8 protein-coding genes are annotated in these 17,288 nt (G+C 69.5%); all 8 read right to left on the bottom strand.

Features of this window, described 5'->3' with window-relative positions:
* Window positions 1-4 precede the first annotated feature (4 nt).
* The 8 genes from BN2156_RS02180 to BN2156_RS02145 are packed head-to-tail and all read right to left on the bottom strand — an operon-like array spanning window position 5 to window position 17,256.
* Window positions 5-217, bottom strand: coding sequence for an MbtH family protein (locus BN2156_RS02180; protein WP_090509778.1), 213 nt, complete (start codon window positions 215-217; stop codon window positions 5-7).
* A complete protein-coding gene (mbtG, locus tag BN2156_RS02175) occupies window positions 195-1,523 on the bottom strand; it encodes an NADPH-dependent L-lysine N(6)-monooxygenase MbtG (RefSeq protein ID WP_090509776.1) in 1,329 nt (442 codons plus the stop codon). Before mbtG ends, BN2156_RS02180 begins: the two co-directional genes overlap by 23 nt.
* Window positions 1,520-5,941 carry a non-ribosomal peptide synthetase gene (locus BN2156_RS02170; RefSeq protein ID WP_090509773.1) on the bottom strand — a complete coding sequence of 1,474 codons (4,422 nt, stop codon included), beginning with the start codon at window positions 5,939-5,941 and terminating at the stop codon, window positions 1,520-1,522. The genes mbtG and BN2156_RS02170 overlap by 4 nt, the downstream gene beginning before the upstream one ends.
* On the bottom strand, window positions 5,938-11,412 hold the full coding sequence (locus BN2156_RS02165; RefSeq protein ID WP_235625326.1) for a non-ribosomal peptide synthetase: 5,475 nt from the start codon (window positions 11,410-11,412) through the stop codon (window positions 5,938-5,940). Before BN2156_RS02165 ends, BN2156_RS02170 begins: the two co-directional genes overlap by 4 nt.
* A gap of 1 nt (window position 11,413) precedes the next feature.
* Entirely contained in the window at window positions 11,414-14,413 is a 3,000-nt protein-coding gene (gene mbtD / locus BN2156_RS02160) for a mycobactin polyketide synthase MbtD (protein WP_090509767.1), read from the bottom strand.
* Window positions 14,410-15,756 (bottom strand): beta-ketoacyl [acyl carrier protein] synthase domain-containing protein, encoded by a 1,347-nt coding sequence (locus tag BN2156_RS02155; RefSeq protein WP_090509764.1) that lies wholly within the window; start codon window positions 15,754-15,756, stop codon window positions 14,410-14,412. Before BN2156_RS02155 ends, mbtD begins: the two co-directional genes overlap by 4 nt.
* Window positions 15,746-16,492: a thioesterase II family protein gene (locus BN2156_RS02150; RefSeq protein WP_090509762.1), complete on the bottom strand. Its 747-nt coding sequence runs from the start codon at window positions 16,490-16,492 to the stop codon at window positions 15,746-15,748. Before BN2156_RS02150 ends, BN2156_RS02155 begins: the two co-directional genes overlap by 11 nt.
* Window positions 16,489-17,256: an AMP-binding protein gene (locus tag BN2156_RS02145; protein WP_159402812.1), complete on the bottom strand. Its 768-nt coding sequence runs from the start codon at window positions 17,254-17,256 to the stop codon at window positions 16,489-16,491. The genes BN2156_RS02150 and BN2156_RS02145 overlap by 4 nt, the downstream gene beginning before the upstream one ends.
* Window positions 17,257-17,288 lie beyond the last annotated feature (32 nt).

Below are 17,288 nucleotides of genomic sequence, written 5' to 3'. Positions count from 1 at the left end.
CGCGTCAGTTGCTCATGGCCTCACGCAGGCCGGCGGGCCGCAGATCGGTCCAGTGCGCCTCGACGTAGTTCAGGCACTCGGCGCGGCCGGCCTCACCGAAGACCACCCGCCAGCCCGCGGGCACGTCGGCGAACGCCGGCCACAGGCTGTGCTGATCCTCGGCGTTGACCAGGACATAGAACGTGCCGTTCTCGTCATCGAACGGATTGGAACTCATCGAGTCTCCTCATCGAGGGGTGGTGAAGGTCTGCACCCAGCACCCGGTCGGACAACAGGCCAAGACAACTGAGGTTCGGGAAGCCGGGTCCCTGGGTGAGTCCGGCCAGCCCCGGCAGGAACAGCTTGGGGAAGACATCGGTCAGGGCCAGGTCGTGACCGATGTGTTCTTGCAGCGCGTCGCTGCTCAGCGGGCCGCCCAGCCCGAGCTCGAGCAGGTCAAGCGCGTCCTGGCTGAACAACGGGGCGAACCACAACGCATCCGCACCGGACCCGTCGATCACCAGATCGAAGCCGTGCACGGTCTCGACCGCTTCACCCCCGGTGTTGGTGGACAGGGTCAGCCGGATCCGCTCGTCGCGGGCCACCGCGTGGGCGACCCGGCCGCGCAGATGGCGGATCCGGTCGTCGGCCAGCAGCGCATCCTGCACGCGCGCCGAGAACACGCCACGGTCGGTGCGGGCCAACGCATCCCGGCGCTCGGCCAGGGTGAGCCCGGTCCAGCCGGTCGGATCGGAGAACAGGGTGTTCTCGAAGAATCCTTCGCCGCGGGTGAACAGGGTGACGGTCGGCGAGATCACCGTGATGGTCGAAACCCGGTGGCGGAACAGCTCGTTGAGCATCGACGCGGCGGTCTCACCACCGCCGATCACCGCCACCCGCTCAGCGGTGATCAGCTCGTGCTTGCCGGCCTGATGCCAGAACTGCGCGATCGACATCACCCGGGGGTTGCCGGGCAGCACCGAGCGTTCGGCCTGGCCCGGTCCGGTGACCATCAGGCCGTCGGCGCTCACCGCTGTCTCGGCGGTATGCAGGACCCACCGGCGACCATCGGTCGAATTGCCGGCACCGCCGGTGTCGGCGTCAACCGAGATCCGTTCCACCTCACCGGAAACCACGTTCATCCCGATGTCATCGGCCACCCAGCCCAGATACTGGCTCCAGCGTTTGTGGGTCGGCGCGGGCCGGCCGCGGTCCACCCATTCGGCGAATCCGCCGGTCGCGATGAGGTAGGCCTGCCAACTGTGCCGGGTCATGCGCTCGTCGAGTTCGGCGTTACGCCGCGGCACCAGCGACGACCGGTACGGGAAGCCGACGTCCTTCTCGGGTCCGGTGCCGAGGCGATGGTTGCCGTCGGTCCAGCCGCCGACGGCCTGCCAGTTGGCGGCCACTCCGGCACGTTCGACGACGACGACATCCGGGGCCGGCACACCCATCGCCCGCAACTCGGCGGCCTTGGCAGCCACCGCGATGGCCTTGGGTCCGGCACCGATGATGGCCAGTGTGGGGGCCGATGGGGCACTCATTGGGTCACCTCTCGCAACACCTCTCGCAACGCATCCAGCCACATCGCCTGCAGGGCGGCGATGTCCTCGGCGGACAGAATGTCGGGCAGGGTCCGCCACTGGGTGCCGAGCACGGCCGACCCGTCGCGGTCGATCACCGCGGCCATGATCGTCAGTTCATGGCGCACAGCGACATTCGGTTCGGGAATCGGGGTCACCCCGCTCTGAAGTGACCGGTCCTGCAGTAGCGCATGGTCGGCCGCATCGAGTTCGATGCGGCCCAGGTAGTTGAGCAGTATCTGCGGATCCCGGTGGGAGCCGAGCCGCTCGGCGGTGTCGGCTCGCAGGTAACGCAGCAGCCCGTAGTCGATGGCGTCGCCCGGGATGGCGGCCACCTGGGCCGCGACACCGCGGGCGTCATCGGCAGTCACCCGCAACGGGTAGATCATGCTGAGCAGCCCCGCGGTATCGCCGGTGTCCACGTCATCGCGGTCGGATACCACCGCGTCGGACCGGCCGTGGGTCTCCAGCGCCAACAGGGGCGCCGGGGTCGGCTGGTCGCGGTGGCGGCGCCACTCGGTCAGAGCGCGAGCCGTTGTCGCAGCCAGCACTTCGGTCACCGGGACGGCCCCGGTCAGCAATCGCGCCGTCACGTCCGGGTCGGCGAAGGCCATCTCGATCGCCACATCGCCCATGCGGTCGACGGCGGGATCGACGCCGCGGGCGCCGATGTCAGGATCATCGCCTTCGAACTGCTTCTCCCAGAAGCCGCAGGTGTCGAGTCCGGCGGCCCGTTCGGCGAGCAGATGTGACCACTGCCGCAGCGACGTGTGCTCTCGCACCGGGATCGGGGTGCGCCCGGAAGCCAGGGCATGCCAGGCGTTTTCGAGTTCGCCGACCATGATGCGCCACGACGACGGGTCCAGGGCCAGCACGTGACCGGTGAGGATCAGAAGACCGCCCTCGGCCTGTGGATGATGCAACCACACCGCGTCCAGCATCGACCCGTTCTCCGGATCCATGCGCTGCACGGACAGCTCGGCCTGCTCGGCCACGGCGCCGTTGAGATCGCCGGATCCCGTGGCTTCGGAAAGTACCTCGCGCGACTGATGGGCGACCAACGCCATGGCGTCGCGGTCCAGCCGGGTGCGCAGCACCTCGTGACCATCGATCACGTTGCGCAACAAGGCTTCCAGCTGCGCCCGGGTGATGCCGGCGGGCAGCCGGAACACCTCGGTCTGCGCGAGCCGCCGCGGGTCGCCGTACTGGTAGAGCCAGCGGCCGTTGGGCAGCAACGGAATCGGCGTGGTGTCGGGTGCGGCATCATCCGCCTGTTCGACGGCGACCGCATCGGAATCGATCGCGGCCGCGAGTTCGCGGACCGTCGCGCAGTCCAGCATCAACCGGGCACGCAACGCGATGCCTCGGCGCCGCACGGCCTGTACGACGGACAGTGCCACGATGCTGTCCAGCCCGAGATCGAGGAAGTCGGCGGTGACGTCGACTCCTGATCCCCCGGGTGTCCCGAGAACTTCGGCCAGCACCTCGGCGAGCACCCGCTCGGTCTCGGTCGCCGGCAGCTCGGAACCCTCGGCTGACCCGCCGGTGCCGACCGCTGCCAGCGCGGCATCATCGACCTTGCCGTTGGTGGTAAGCGGGATCTCGTCGACGACGACGATGTGGTGCGGCACCAGATGCCTTGGCAGGGTGGCGGCCAGCATCCGGCGCAGCTCGGCGGCCGGGGTACTCGTGACCACGTACGCGACGAGTCTCGGCCCGCTGCGGTGCTGCCGTACCGCAACGTGGGCGTGCCGGACCCCGGGGTGGGCGTGCAGCGTCGCGGCCACCTCGCCGGGTTCGACCCGGAAGCCTCGGATCTTGACCTGATCGTCACTGCGCCCGAGAAACTCGACGGCCCGCGATTCCGGATTGCGGCGCACCACGTCACCGGTGCGGTACATGCGAGCACCCGGCGTGAACGGATCGGCGACGAACCGCGCGGCGGTCTCCCCCGGCCTACCCAGGTAACCGCGCGTCAATTGGCCACCGGCCAAATACAGTTCGCCGTACACGCCGTCGGGAACCGGGCGCAGCCACCTGTCGAGCACATAGGCGGCGGTCGACTCCGTGGGACGGCCGATGCACGGCTGCGGGTGCTCGGCGATCGTCGCGACGATCGCTTCCACCGTGGTCTCCGTCGGGCCATAGCAGTTGTGTGCCGACATCCAGGTGCGCTCGCACTCGGCCTGGATGCCCTGCCAGGTTGCGGTGTCGATGGCCTCGCCGCCGAGGGCGAGCACCGCCAGCGGCACCCGGCTGAGCAGCCCCGCGGCCCGCAGCGAGGCGAACATCGACGGAGTGGTGTCGATCATGTCGATCGCGAAGTGCCCGATGGTGTCCACCAGCGCCTCGGCGTCGCGCTGCACGTCGTCGCCGACGATGTGCACGGTGTGCCCGTCAAGCAGGGCGGCCAACGGCTGCCAGGCCGCGTCGAACGTGAACGACCAGGCGTGGGCCACGCGTAACGGACGGCCAAGTCGTTTGGCCGCGGGTTGCAGTACCTGGTGGGCATGGTCAGCGCAATAGGCCAGCAGTGCCTGATGCGTTCCGATGACGCCCTTGGGTTTTCCGGTGGTACCCGACGTGAACACGATGTAGGCGCCTTGTCCGGGTCGCACCGGTGCGGGCTGGTAGTCCGACTCGGGATCGGCGGCCACCGACGCCAGCAGCGCGTCGTCGACGATGATCGGTGTGGGCTCCTCTGCCCCGATCTGGCGCAGGATCTCGGCCACCCGCTCGTCCGGCATGGCCGGGTCCAGGGGCACGATCATCGCGCCCGCTTTGAGCACCGCGAGCATCGCGACCACGTAATCGGGTCCGCGGCGCAGCCGGACCGGGACCGGGGTCTCATCGCTCACCCCGCGCCGGATCAGCCCGGCAGCCAGGCGATCGGCGGCGTCGTCGAGCTCGCGATAACTGAACTCGCCTCCGTCCCAGCTCAAGGCCACCGACCCGAGCCGCTCCTCGGCGGCCGCGCTGAACGCCGTGTGGAAGCCGGTCTGAGATCCGCCGCCGGCCACCGCGGGCGCGCCGGCCGGGTCCGGCTCGTCTTCGAGCGTGACGGCAACCTCGCGCAGCGGACGCTCCCAGCCGTCCAGCAGCCGCTGCACGACGGCCAGCACCCGCAGTCCCAGAGCCCGCGGATCCAGTAATCCCAGTGCCCCGTCGAGGATTTCGACGAGCACCGTGAGGCGGCCATGGGTGGGGTGAGCTGCGATGGTGACCGGGAAGTGCGACAGGCTTTCCAATGCCGCGGGCCGCAGTACGGCCCCGCCGAGTTCGAACTCGTCACTGCCGACCAGCCCGCCGGGCGGGAAGTTCTCGTACACCAGCAGGGTGTCGTAAAGCTCGCCGATACCGCCGAGCGACCGGAGCTCGGTGTGGCTGAGATAGCTGTGGTCACGCAGCTCGGCCGCCTCGCGCTGCAGCGCCAGACACTGGCTGCCGACCGGCAGGGCGGGGTCGACCCGGACTCGCAGCGGCACGGTGTTGATGAACAGGCCGACCATCGACTCGACCCCGGCCAGCTCGTCCGGACGCCCCGACACCGTGACTCCGTACACCACGTCGGTTCGGTCGGTGAAGACTGAAAGGATTGTCGCCCAAGCCATCTGGAACAGGGTGTTGACGGTGACGCCACGGCTGCGGGCCGCTTCGAAGATCGCCGCGGACTGCTGCTCATCGAGGTTCACCTCGGTGCGCGCGGGCAGGCCCGGCTGGGTCTCCCGCCCGGCCAGCACCGGGGACAACAGGGTCGGGGCGTCCATGCCGTACAGATGCGCCTGCCACCGCGCCCGGCTGGCTTCCTGATCTCGCCCGGCCAGCCAGCCGATGTAGTCGCGGTACGGGCGCACCGCCGGCGGCAGCGCGGCCACGTCACCCTCGGCGCCGTAGAGCGCGAGGAGTTCGCCGACGAAAACCGGCAGCGACCAGCCGTCGATCGCGATGTGGTGGGCGACGATCACCAGACGCCAACGGGACCCCGGCTTTTCGATGAGTAGGAAGCGCAGCAGCGGCCCGCGGCCGAGGTCGAACCGCCGGGCGCGCTCTTCGGTCTCCAATGTGATCGCCTGCTCGTCACCGGCCTGCACATGGCGCCAGGGCAGTTCGACGGCGGACGGGACCACCGCCACCGGGCGGCTCAGGTTTCCCTGGAAGAAGCTGGCCCGCAGGTTCGGATGACGCACCAGCATCGCCTCGGCGCAGCCGCGCAGCAGCTCGGCGTCCAGTTCGCCGTCGATGTCGGCGGCCATCGCGATCACATACGGGTCGGCGCCCTCGTCACCTTCGGTCAGGCCGGCAAGCGAGTACAGCCCCTGTTGTAGCGGGCTCAGCGCCAGGACGTCCTCGACGCCCGGCGGCGTACCGGTCGTGGTCATGTCGAGATCCCCTGGTCCTGACCCCATCCGGCGGTCAGCGCGGCCAGCTCGTCGGGCGAGAGGCCCGATGCGGACATCGGCTCATGGCGCACATCGGCGGCTTCGGCCTGGGTGCCGGCCGCATCGATCGCGGCGGCCAGATCGGCCAGCCCGGGATGCTCGAACACCATGCGTGCCGTCATGGCCACGCCGGCATCCCGCGCCCGCGCGGCCAGCTGGACCGCCAGGATGCTGTCGCCGCCGAGGGTGAAGAAGTCGTCGTACCGCCCCACTTCGGCGACGCCGAGCAGCGCCACCAGCATGGCGGCCAGGGTTTCCTCGGTGGGGGTGGCCGGCGGCTCGGTGGGAACCGTCGAGGTGACGCGGGGGCGGGTCAGGGTCGCGGGTGTCATGTCGTCGACCACGGTGAGCACGGCACCGCCGAATTCCTCGGGCAGCGCGGCCCGCGCACTGTCCAGGAGAGCTTCGGCGTCACCGGTTCCCGGTGTGGGCACCAGGTAGCCGGCCAGCGTCGCGGCACCCCGGGTGTCCCAGTACCGCGTCGCCGCGGCAACAACCCCGTCGAGCGCTTCCAGCGCGGCCTGCAGCCGGGGCTCGCCGGAGGTGATCGGCTCCAGCCGGCCATCGGTGGTCCACCGCGCCCGGTCTCCGGTTCGATACAGCTGTCCGTCCGCGAAGGGATTGGGCGTGAAACGTTGTGCGGCAATCCCGCCGGCGGCCCCGGCGGCCTCGTCCACGGCACCGCCGGCGAAGTAGACGTCGCCGGTGACGCCGACGGCCACCGGTTGACGCCATTCGTCCAGGACGTAGACCCGGTCTGCGCCGTCGGTCTGCGGCAGTCCGGCCGGCGGTACCGCTTTACGACTCCAGTCCTCGATCAACTGGTTGCGCTCGGCCGCATCGACAACTGCGATGTCGCGTACCGTCTGGTCGGCATCACCGGCGAACGCCTCCACGATGCGCTGCAGCCAGGCCACGAGGCGGCGCGCGGTCGCCTCCTCGTACAGCTCGGTGCGGTAGATGATCGTGCCGCGATACCCCGCGCCGGCCTCAGCGAAGAAGTTCAGCGACAGATCGGCGTGGGCCACGTCGAACGTGGGTTCCAGTGCGCTGAACCGGGTTTCACCGGCCGGTCCGGAGTCGATGACCTGATCGGCCGGCAGATCCTCACGCACGTGCACCACCACACCGAACAACGGGTTGCGTGCCAGCGAACGCACCGGGCTCACCGCATCGACGACCCGGTCGAACGGCAGGTCCTGATGCTTGTAGGCGGCCAGTGCCATGTCGCGGGACCGGCGCAGCACCTCACGCAGGGTCGGGTTGCCCGACAGGTCGTTTCTTAGCACCACGATGTTGATGAAGAACCCGATCAGCGCGTCGAGTTCTGGCGCGGTACGTCCGGCCACCGGAGTGCCCAGCGCGATGTCGGTACCCTGCCCGGCCTTGTGCAGGGCGATCGCCACGGCGGCCTGCAGGACCATGAACTCGGTGACGCCGAGCTCACGGGTGATCTCGACGAGCTTGCCGCGCAGCGCCGCATCGATGGTGAAGTCGAGCGCCTTGCCTTCGCCGGTCGGCACCGGCGGCCGCGGGAAGTCGGGCTGCAGTCCGTTCTCGACGTCCTGATCTGCCGACAGCCCGGCCAGTTGCCTGGTCCAGTAGGTGCGTTGCTCTTCCACGCGTTCGTCGCCGCCGGCGAGCACTTCGGCCTGCCAATCCGCGAAGTCCGCGTACTGCACCGGCAGCGGCGCCCACTCAGGCGCCTTTCCGGCCTTGCGGGCGTGGTAGGCCGTCAGCAGATCGGTGAAGAGCACTGTGCCCGACCAGTGGTCGGCGGCGATGTGGTGCACCACCAGCGAGAGCACTTGCTGCGCACGCGAGGAGCAAGAATCACCTGAGTATCCGGGCGACAATATCGCGGCCCGGACCGGCCATTCGTTCTCCAGGTCGAAGCAGTACCGACGCTCGGTATCGAGTTCGCGTTGCACCCAATCCTCGCCGTCGCCGTCGGCACGCCGCACCTCCAGCGGGGCGGCGGGATGGATCACCTGATACGGCACACCGTCGATCTCGCGATAGGTGGTGCGCAGGATCTCGTGGCGGGCAACGATATCGCCGACCGCAGCGGCCAGTGCCTCGACATCGCAGGGCCCGGTCAGTCGTGCGGCGAACGGCACGTTGTTCACCGGGTTGGGCCCGTCGATGCGGAACTGGAACCACTGCCGGTGTTGCGCCGCGGACATCTGGGCCGGGCCGTCGTGGGCGGTGGCGACGATGGCGGGCAGGCCCGCGCCGGCACCGGAAGCCCGCAACTCGTCGACCTTGGCGGCCAGGCCGGCCACCGTGGCGTTCTCGAAGACATCGGCGACGCCGAGCTCGACACCGCAGCGGCTCCGGACCGCGGCAACCAGTTTGGTGGCCAGCAGCGAGTGCCCGCCCAGGTCGAAGAACGAATCATCGGCGCCGACGCCGTCGCGCTCGAGCAACTCGCCGAACAGCGCGACGATGTCGTGTTCGGTTTCGGTCTCCGGCGCCCGGAATTCGGTGGCCGAGCGGATCTCCGGCTCGGGCAGGGCCCGGCGGTCGATCTTGCCGTGCGCGGTGATCGGGATCTCGGGCAGCTCGACGAACGCGGCCGGGATCATGTACTCCGGCAGCGCGGCGGTGACCCGGGCCCGGATCCGGTCGATCTCCACCTGTTCGGCGCCGGCCGCGGGCGTGATGTAGGCGACCAGGCTCTTGCCGAGCGACGGCAGGTCGCTGACCACCACCACGGCCTGCCCCACCGACGGGTCGACGGAGATGGCCGCGGAGACCTCACCCAGTTCGATCCGGAAGCCACGGATCTTGACCTGCTCATCGGCGCGGCCGACGAATTCGATGTCACCGTCGGCGTTGCGCCGGGCCAGGTCGCCCGAGCGGTACATCCGTCCGCCGGGATTGAACGGGTCGGCGACGAAGCGTTCGGCGGTCAACCGCGGACGGTCGTGATACCCGTGCGCGACATGCGTTCCACCGATGTAGATCTCACCGATCACCCCGACCGGCACGGGCTGCAGAGCATCGTCGAGCAGGTGGATCGTGGTGTTGATCTTCGGCTTGCCGATCGGCACGATCCGCGCGCCCTGCTTGCCTTCCACCTTGTAGCGGGTGCAGTTGAGCACCGTCTCGGTGGGTCCGTAGAAATTGTGCAGGAGGGAGTCGAACGTGGCCAGGAACTTGTCGGCGATCTCTCCCGGCAAGGCCTCGCCGCCGATCGGCACGCGCTGCAACGTACGCCACTCGTTGACGCCCGGCAGTGACAGGAACAGCCCGAGCAGCGACGGCACGAAGTGCATCGAGGTGATGCCCTCGTTGCGCAGAAGATCGGTGAGATAGCCGATGTCACCCAGGCCACCCGGCTTCGGGATCACCAGGCGCGCACCGGCGGCGAGCATGCCGAAGATCTCGCCGATCGACACGTCGAAGCTCTGCGACGCCACCTGCAGCAGGCGTTCGTCCTCGGTGACTTGGTAGTCACCCCCGAACCAGACGAAGTACTCCGCGATCGGCCGGTGCGGCACCGGCACACCCTTGGGCAGGCCGGTGGATCCGGACGTGTAGATGAGGTACGCGGTGTTGTCCGGGCGCAGCGGCCGGACCCGTTCGGCGTCGGTGGGATCGGTGGCCGGATAGTTCTCCAGACCCTCGACCGGCTCGCGCAGAACGATTTTCGGATCGGAATCGGAGAGGATGTAGGTGAGGCGGTCCTCGGGATACGTCGGATCGACCGGTAGATACACCGCGCCGGCCTTGACGATGCCCAATGCCGTGATGACCAGCTCGGGCGACTTCTCGAGCAGCACCGCCACCCGGTCCTCGGTGCCGATGCCCTGCTCGATCAGCCAGTGCGCCAACCGGTTTGCCGACTCGTTGAGCTCGCGGTAGCTGTAATGGCGGCCCTCGTAGACCACGGCGGTGGCGTCGGGGGTGCGGGCGGCCTGCTCGGTGACCAGCGCCGCCAGCGTGGTGGCCGGCGTCTCGAACTGCTCACCGGTGGACACGGCACGCAGCCACTCGGCGTCGGCGGCGGTGAACAACTCCAGCCGCGACAGCGGCCGGTCGGGTTCGGCGAGCGCACTGTCCAGCAGCACGGCGAAATGACGCAGCATCTGGGCGGCGAGCTCGGCGTCCAGCACCTCGGTCAGGTGCTCGGCCTCCACCACCGCGCCGTCGGCGTCGAGCTCCACCATGAAACCCAGTGGCAGCTGAGTGTGCTGGCCGCGCAGGTCGGCCCGCTCGCTCGTCACGCCGTCTGGGGTGAATCCGCCACCGTCGGGCTCGCGGAAACCGAAGCTCACCCGTGTCATCCGCTCGGCGCCGTGACGCCGGTCCGGGTTGAGCTCGGCCACCACCCGGTCGAGGTTGACGCGCTGATGCGCGAATGCACCGATCGCGGTGTCCCGCGTGGCGGCGACCAGCTCGCGGAAGCCGGCCGAGCCCTGCGGCCGCAGCCGCATCGCCACCGTGTTGCCGTAATAGCCGATGGTCTCGTCGGTATCGCGGTTCAGGACCGGGGTGGCGATCAGGAAATCGTCGGTGTGGGTGTAGCGGTAGATGAGAGCGCCGAATGCCGCCAGCAGCACCATGTACGGCGTAGCGCCGGTCTCGCGCGCCAGGGCCGACACGCGCTCGACGGTGTCGGCGGACAGCCGCACGGTGCTGCGTTGGGATCGAAAACCGTTGGGGACCACCGATCCGGCCGGGCCGGGCAACTCCAGCGGCTCCGGCGGGCTCGCCAATACCTCGCGCCAGTACGCCAGGTCCTCGCCGGCGTCCGCAGCAGCCGCCACCGTCACGCGTGGGGTCTCGGGAAGCTGTTCCCCGGCGTAGGCCCGGGTGAGGTCGGTGAAGAACACCCGCCACGAGCCGTCGTCCCAGGCGATGTGGTGCGCCACGAGCAACATCACGTGCTCGCTCGCCCCGGTCTTGATCAACGAAATCCGTAGCGGGGAGTCAGTGCTCAGGTCGAACGCGGTGCCGAACTCACGCTGGGCCAGAACCTCGAGGCGTAGCTTGCGGGCCCGCTCGGACTTGTCGGAGAGATCGTGCACCGACCAACCCGGCCTCAGGTCGTCCTGGACCGTGGCGGTGGGCTCGCCGTTCTCGTCGGCGCGATAGGTGGTGCGCAGGATCGGGTGCCGCTGCGCCACCGCGTTCAGGGCCTCATGCAGTCGCTCGGCGTCGATCACCCCATTGAGCCGGTAGGACAGGCAGATGTTGAGCAGCACGCCGCTCGGGTCGAATCCCTGCACGAACCACATCCGGCGTTGCCCGTCCGACAGCACCGTCGGATCGACCGGTGCGCTGTCGGCGCCGGTCGCCTCCCCGGATTCCGCATTCGCCAGGCCCCGCTCGGCAAGCTTGCGCCGCATCAGCTCCAGACGCGCGTCGGAGGTGCGGGGGGCTGCCGGATCGGCACTAACCATGTCAGTCACGCGAAAATGCTTCCTTTTCAGGTCTTTCCAAATGCTCGATCAATTCCGCGGCGGTGGCGCCACCGAGGATGGTGGCCAGCGGCACTGATCGGCCGGTGGCCTTCTTGAGCTTCTTGCGCAGATCTATTGCCAGCAGCGAGTCGACGCCCAGATCCAGCAGCGACGCATCGAGATCCAATGCGGAGGTGTCGGTGAGCTTCAACACGGCCCCCAGCGCGATCCGCATCGCACCGGTGGCGTCAGCCGCTTCGCCCTCGGGTACCTCGGCGCTGTCGCTGACCGCAACGGCGGGCTCGGCAGGACCCCCGAGGAAAGTCCGCAGCCGCTCGGCATCAGCGGTGAACACCAACGGATCGGCCGGGTAGTCCCGTAGTCCGGCCTCGACGGCAAGGTCGGGTGCCATGGCGCGCAGTCCGGACCGTTCGACCCGGCTCACTTCCGCCGAGTCGATGATGCCGTCCCCCGGCCACAATCCCCACCGAATCGCGGTGCAGTGCCGTCCCCCGGCCCGCAGCTGCGTACCGAGTGCGTCCAGCAGGCGGTTGGCCGCGGAGTAGGCGGCATGACCGTAGCCACCCCACAGGCCGGATACCGAGGAACACAACACGACCCGGGCATCCGGGCGCAGTGGCCAGGCCGCCGTGAGGTTGGCCAGTCCACTCAGCTTGGCCGCGAACGTGTTCCGAGCCGCGGCGCCGGTGAGCTCGCTGCCCGGGGCAAGCGTGGCGGACGCCGCGGCGTGGATCACCAGCGAGGCCGGGCCGATGGACGACTCGGCGATGGTCGCGGCGATCTGCGCCGGGTCGGTCAGATCGCAACGCGGCGCGAGGATCTCGGTCCCATGCGCGGCCAGTGCGGCCACCTGCCCATCATCGAGCCCGCTGCGGCTGAGCAGCACGATGCGTCGGGCTCCCTGCTCGGCCAGGCGGCGGGCAAAGTGCAGACCCACCGCGCCGGCACCGCCGGTGATGACCACCTCGTCGAAGATCCCCGAATCCGCGGTCCACGCGCGCCCGTCAGAGGTGTCGTCCTGCATCTCCCGGACCCACACGCTGTGACCGGAACCATTGTCCCGCAGCGCGATATCGTCGGCGGCTGTCAACATGGCGGTGACGGCCGCGGCCGCAGCGGCGTGGTCGATCAGCGTCGCCGGTAGGTCCAGGTGCCGGAACGTCTGGTCTGGGTGTTCATAGCCCAGGCTGCGATGCATCGCGGCCAGAGCGGCCGCTTCGGGCCGCGGGGTCGGCCCGTCGCCGACCTGTTCACCACCGACGGTGACCATCCACACGTCGCGGGTTCGGGGCCCGATCGCCTCGACATAGCCCAGCAGGCCGTCGTCGATGCGTCGGCTCAAGGCTTCCGCCGCTGCCACTGCGTCGGCCTCGTCGGACACGGGTGACACCACGATCAGCAGGTCGGCATCGGCGGGCAGGACGACGGTGGCGTCCGGCACCTCGTCGAGGGCACTGCTCAATGCGGCCGCCCCGCCCTGGCCGGCGGCCAGGTCGAGCACCGCGACACGGCGTCCTCCGGTCGGGACATTCCGCGGTGAAGCAGCCTCCACCCAATGCTCGACGCCCACAGTCAGGCCGGCGACCGACGGCAGTGGTTGCGGTGTGGCCCATAGATGTTCGGCGCGCATCGGCGCGAACGGGAAGTCGCGCAATCGGGCGGCCGGGTGGTTCGGCAGGTCGTCCCAGCGGTAGCCGGAGTCGGCCATCGCCACCGAAATGATGTTGGAGCTGAGCCGTTCGGTGATCGATTCGTCGCGCCGGCCCGAACCCACCATCACGACCGGGCCGCCGGTGAGCTCGGCCGCATCGTCGAGCAGGTCCCCCATGGCGAACAACAGCGCCGGGTGTGCGGACAGTTCCACGAAGATGCGGGCCCCGCGCCGCGCCGCCGTCTCGATGGCCCGGTCGAAGCGCACGGTGCTGCGCAGGTTGGTGTACCAGTACTCAGCGAAGCCAGTGCCGGCCTCGACCACCTCGGCAGTGGCCGAGCCGATGAACTGCACCGGGGATTCACCGAATTGCGCTTCGGGCAAGAGCGATTCGAGTTCGGCGTAGGCGGAGTCCAGCGCGGTGGTGTGCGCCGGGAACCACATCTCGATTTCCTTGGCAAACGATCCGCGGCCGGTGACGGTGGCCACTGCCGCCGCCACCGCATCGGTCTCCCCCGACACCGCGACCGATGACCGCGAGTTCACCACCGACAGTTCCAGCCACCCGGGGGTCTCGGCAACAACTTTCGAGGCTTCGTCGGGGCTGATCCCGAGAACCGCGACGCGGTACGGGCCAGTCAGCCGGTCCAGGATGGTCGCCCGGGCGATCACCACGGCGACCGCAGCCTCCAGGCTGATGGTGCCCGCGACGTAGGCGGCCCCGATCTCACCCAGACTGTGGCCCACGGTGATGTCGGGCACCACGCCGCAGGCCCGCCAGACCCGGGCCAGCGCGACACCGTGGACGAACTGGGCACCCTGAATCTGCACCTGCGAGAAATCGTTGGTGACCGCGCCCGAATCCGGCTCGGCCAGAAGATAATCCAGCGGCGAGGCGGTACCGGCGGCCTGGAATGCCGCGGCCCACGTATCGACTTCGGCCCGGTAGGCCGGCAACCTGTCGTAGGCCTGCACGCCCATCGACGGCCATTGGCTGCCCTGGCCCGGGAACACGAAGGCGATGCGTGCCCTCGAGCCCGATGTCGGTGCCCCGCCCTGGGCCCGGGTTACCAGTGGATGCTCGGCATTCTCGGTCAGTGCCTGCAGGCCCGCGGCGAGTTCCGCGCGGTCGGCGGCCCGGACCACGGCGCGGTGGCGGCGCAGGCGCCGGGTGGACAGCACGGTGGCGGCGACGTCGCCGGGACTCACCTCGGGATGCGAATCCAGGTAACGCAGAATGGCCTCGGCGTCGGTGCCGATCAGGTCCTCGGCATGCGCGCTGAGCAGGATCGGGGTGCGCTCGTCCGGCAGGGAGTCGGTATCGGTCATGCGGCGGCCCCGTCAGCCTCCGGAGCCTCGGGGACCGAGATGATGGCGTGCGCGTTGGTGCCGCTCATCCCGAAAGCCGAGACCGCGCCGATGCGCCGGCCGTTGACCGCGGGCCACTGAGTCAGCTTGGTTGCCAATCGCAAACCCTGGGTGTCCCAATCGATCTCGCGGCTGACCTCATCCACGTGCAAGGTGGCCGGGACGGACGCGTGCTCGGCGGCCAGGATCACCTTGGCCAGGCCCAGCCCGCCCGCCGCCGCCTGGGCGTGCCCGATGTTGGATTTCACCGACCCCAGCAGGGCGCCGGTACCCGGGGCCGTGGCCCCGTATGTCTGTGCCAAGGAGCGTAATTCGGTGCGGTCACCGAGCCTGGTGCCGGTGCCGTGGCCCTCGATCATGCCGACGTCCTCGGGCCGCACGCCCGCCTGTTCGATCGCCTTCGCGAACAACCGCTGCTGGGCCGGGCCGCTCGGCGCGGTCAGACCGGTGGTGCGCCCGTCCTGGTTCACCGCGGTGGCGCGGACCTCAGCCAGGATCCGACGGCCGTTCCGCACGGCCGCCGACCTGCGCTGCAATACGAACATCGCCGCCCCCTCGGCCCACACTGTCCCGCTGGCATGGGCGCTGTAGGGCCGGCAGTGCCCGTCGTCGGACAATGCGTGTTGCTTGGAAAACTCGACGAAGTAGCCGGGGGTGCCCATCACGCAGACCCCGCCGGTCAGTGCCATGTCGCAGTCCCCCGCCCGCACCGCGGCCACGGCGGTGTGAAACGCGGTCAACGCCGACGAGCACGACGTGTCGACGGTCAGCGCCGGGCCGCACAGATCCAGCGTGTAGGCGATCCGGCCGGAGATCACGCCCAGCGAGGTACCGGTGATCAGATGACCGCTGTGGTGCGAGAACTCCGACAAGGCCGGCCCGTACTCCAGGCCCGACGCACCGACGTAGCACCCCACGTCGTGCCCGGCCAGATCATCGGGGTTGATGCCGCTGTTCTCCAGTGCGCGCCACGCGAGGCGCAGCCCGATGCGTTGCTGCGGGTCCATCGCGACGGCCTCGCGCGGTGAGATCCCGAAGAACGCTGGATCGAAAGTCGCTGCGGTGGTGAGGAACCCGCCGAGGTCGTGGATGCGCTTGAATCCGTCGCGGCGCGAGCCCTCGAACAGCTCGCGTACCGACCAGCCGCGGTCGGCGGGAAACCGGCCGAGCGCTTCGCGCTGCTCGGTCAGCAGGGACCAGTACCCCTCGGCGGTGTCGATGCCCCCCGGGGCCTCCAGTGCCATGCCGACGATCACCACCGGATCGGCGACCTCAGGCTGGATGTGCTGCCCGCTAGAGCTCATTGACCAGCTCCGCCACATCCTCGAGCTGGGAGTTGAGATAGAAATGCCCGCCATCGAACATTGAGCATGTGTAGGCGCCGGTGGTGTGAGATTCCCAGCGCCGCAACATGTCCTCGCTGATGCGGTGGTCGCGGTCTCCGCCGAGGGCGTAGATATCGGCATTGATCGTGACGTCGGGGTCGCACGCGTACCGGTTGAAGGCCGCGTAGTCCGCCCGCACCGCCATCAGCAACAGCTCGACGAAATCCTCGTCGGCGAGCAGCGCCGGATCGGTGCCGCCGAGATCGACCATCTCGGCGAGGATCTCGGACTGCGCCATCGGAAGCGCTGGTGCTGCCGCCACCGCCGACGGGGCCTCGCTGGCCGACACCCACACTGCGTCGACCGCGACACCGTTGCGTTCGGCGATCCGGGCGAACTCGAAGGCCACCACCGCGCCCATGCAGTGCCCGAACAGCCGCAGAGACCCGATGCCGGCCCAGTCACCCGCGTCGAACAGATCGTGGGCGAGCTCGCCCACCGTCGGCGCGGCCGGATGGGACAACCGGTCACCGCGTTGCGGGTACTGCATGACGTAGGCATCGGATCCGGCCGCGGCCAGCGCCATCCCGAACCCGCGGTAGGCCAGCGCCGCTCCACCGGCATGCGGGAACACCAATGTCGCTGTTGAGCTTTCGGACCCTGGATAGCGCTTCACCCAGGGCTTGACCGTGATCTGGGTTTCCGGGGGCGTCACGACGGCACGGCGGTGTCGAGAGCGGCCACCGCATCCCGACGCCGCGCGGCCAGCGCGAAGCTGTTCATCCGCCGCTCGGGGTTGCGACGCGGGGCGTCATCGGCGACGACGATGCCCGCGCCCGCGGTGAGTGCCACCAGCACCATGAGAATCGGCGCGGCGGCACCGGCAGCGGCGAACGCGCCGATGCGATCCGCGCTGCTGACGCCGAGCCGACCGCTCAGTTCCACGACCGCGTCGTGCGCGGCGGCGTGAGTCACCACCGCGTGCCCGCTCTCGTCGAGCGAACCCAGGAAGGCGGGATCGCCCGGCCCGGAGCGCACCGGGGAGACATCACCCGCGCGGGCTCCGATCCGCAGTGCTTCGGAGACGGTCAGCGCGGGCAACCAGTTGGGCGGTCCGTCGCCGGTGAACAGGGCCATGCGCACACCCGTGCGCTCCAGGACCGGCTCGGCCGGTGCCGCAGTGTCGATCGGTACGCAGACGCCGCCGGCCGCGAGGATCCCCAGCGTCGCGATCACCGTGTCCAGACCGGTGGGACCCACGACGGCGACCCGGTCACCGACGCGGACCCCGGCCACCGCGAGCGCGCCGGAAACGGCGAGCGCCTGCTCGCGCAGCTGCCCGTAGGTCCAGCGGGTAGTCGGTCCGATCACGGCGATGTCGTCGGGCGCACCCAGCGCGTGCGTGAAGAAGCCCTGATGCAGCGGTTCGGTCGCCGCTGTCTGCATGGTCTGCGTAGTCGTGCGACTCACTGCGTCCACAACGACCTCCTGACGATAAGCAAAGCCTGCCC

This window comes from Mycolicibacterium neworleansense (assembly GCF_001245615.1).
GTDB lineage: Bacteria > Actinomycetota > Actinomycetes > Mycobacteriales > Mycobacteriaceae > Mycobacterium > Mycobacterium neworleansense.
The sequence above is the reverse complement of the archived record's forward strand: the minus strand, read 5'-3'. Positions and strand labels throughout refer to the sequence as shown.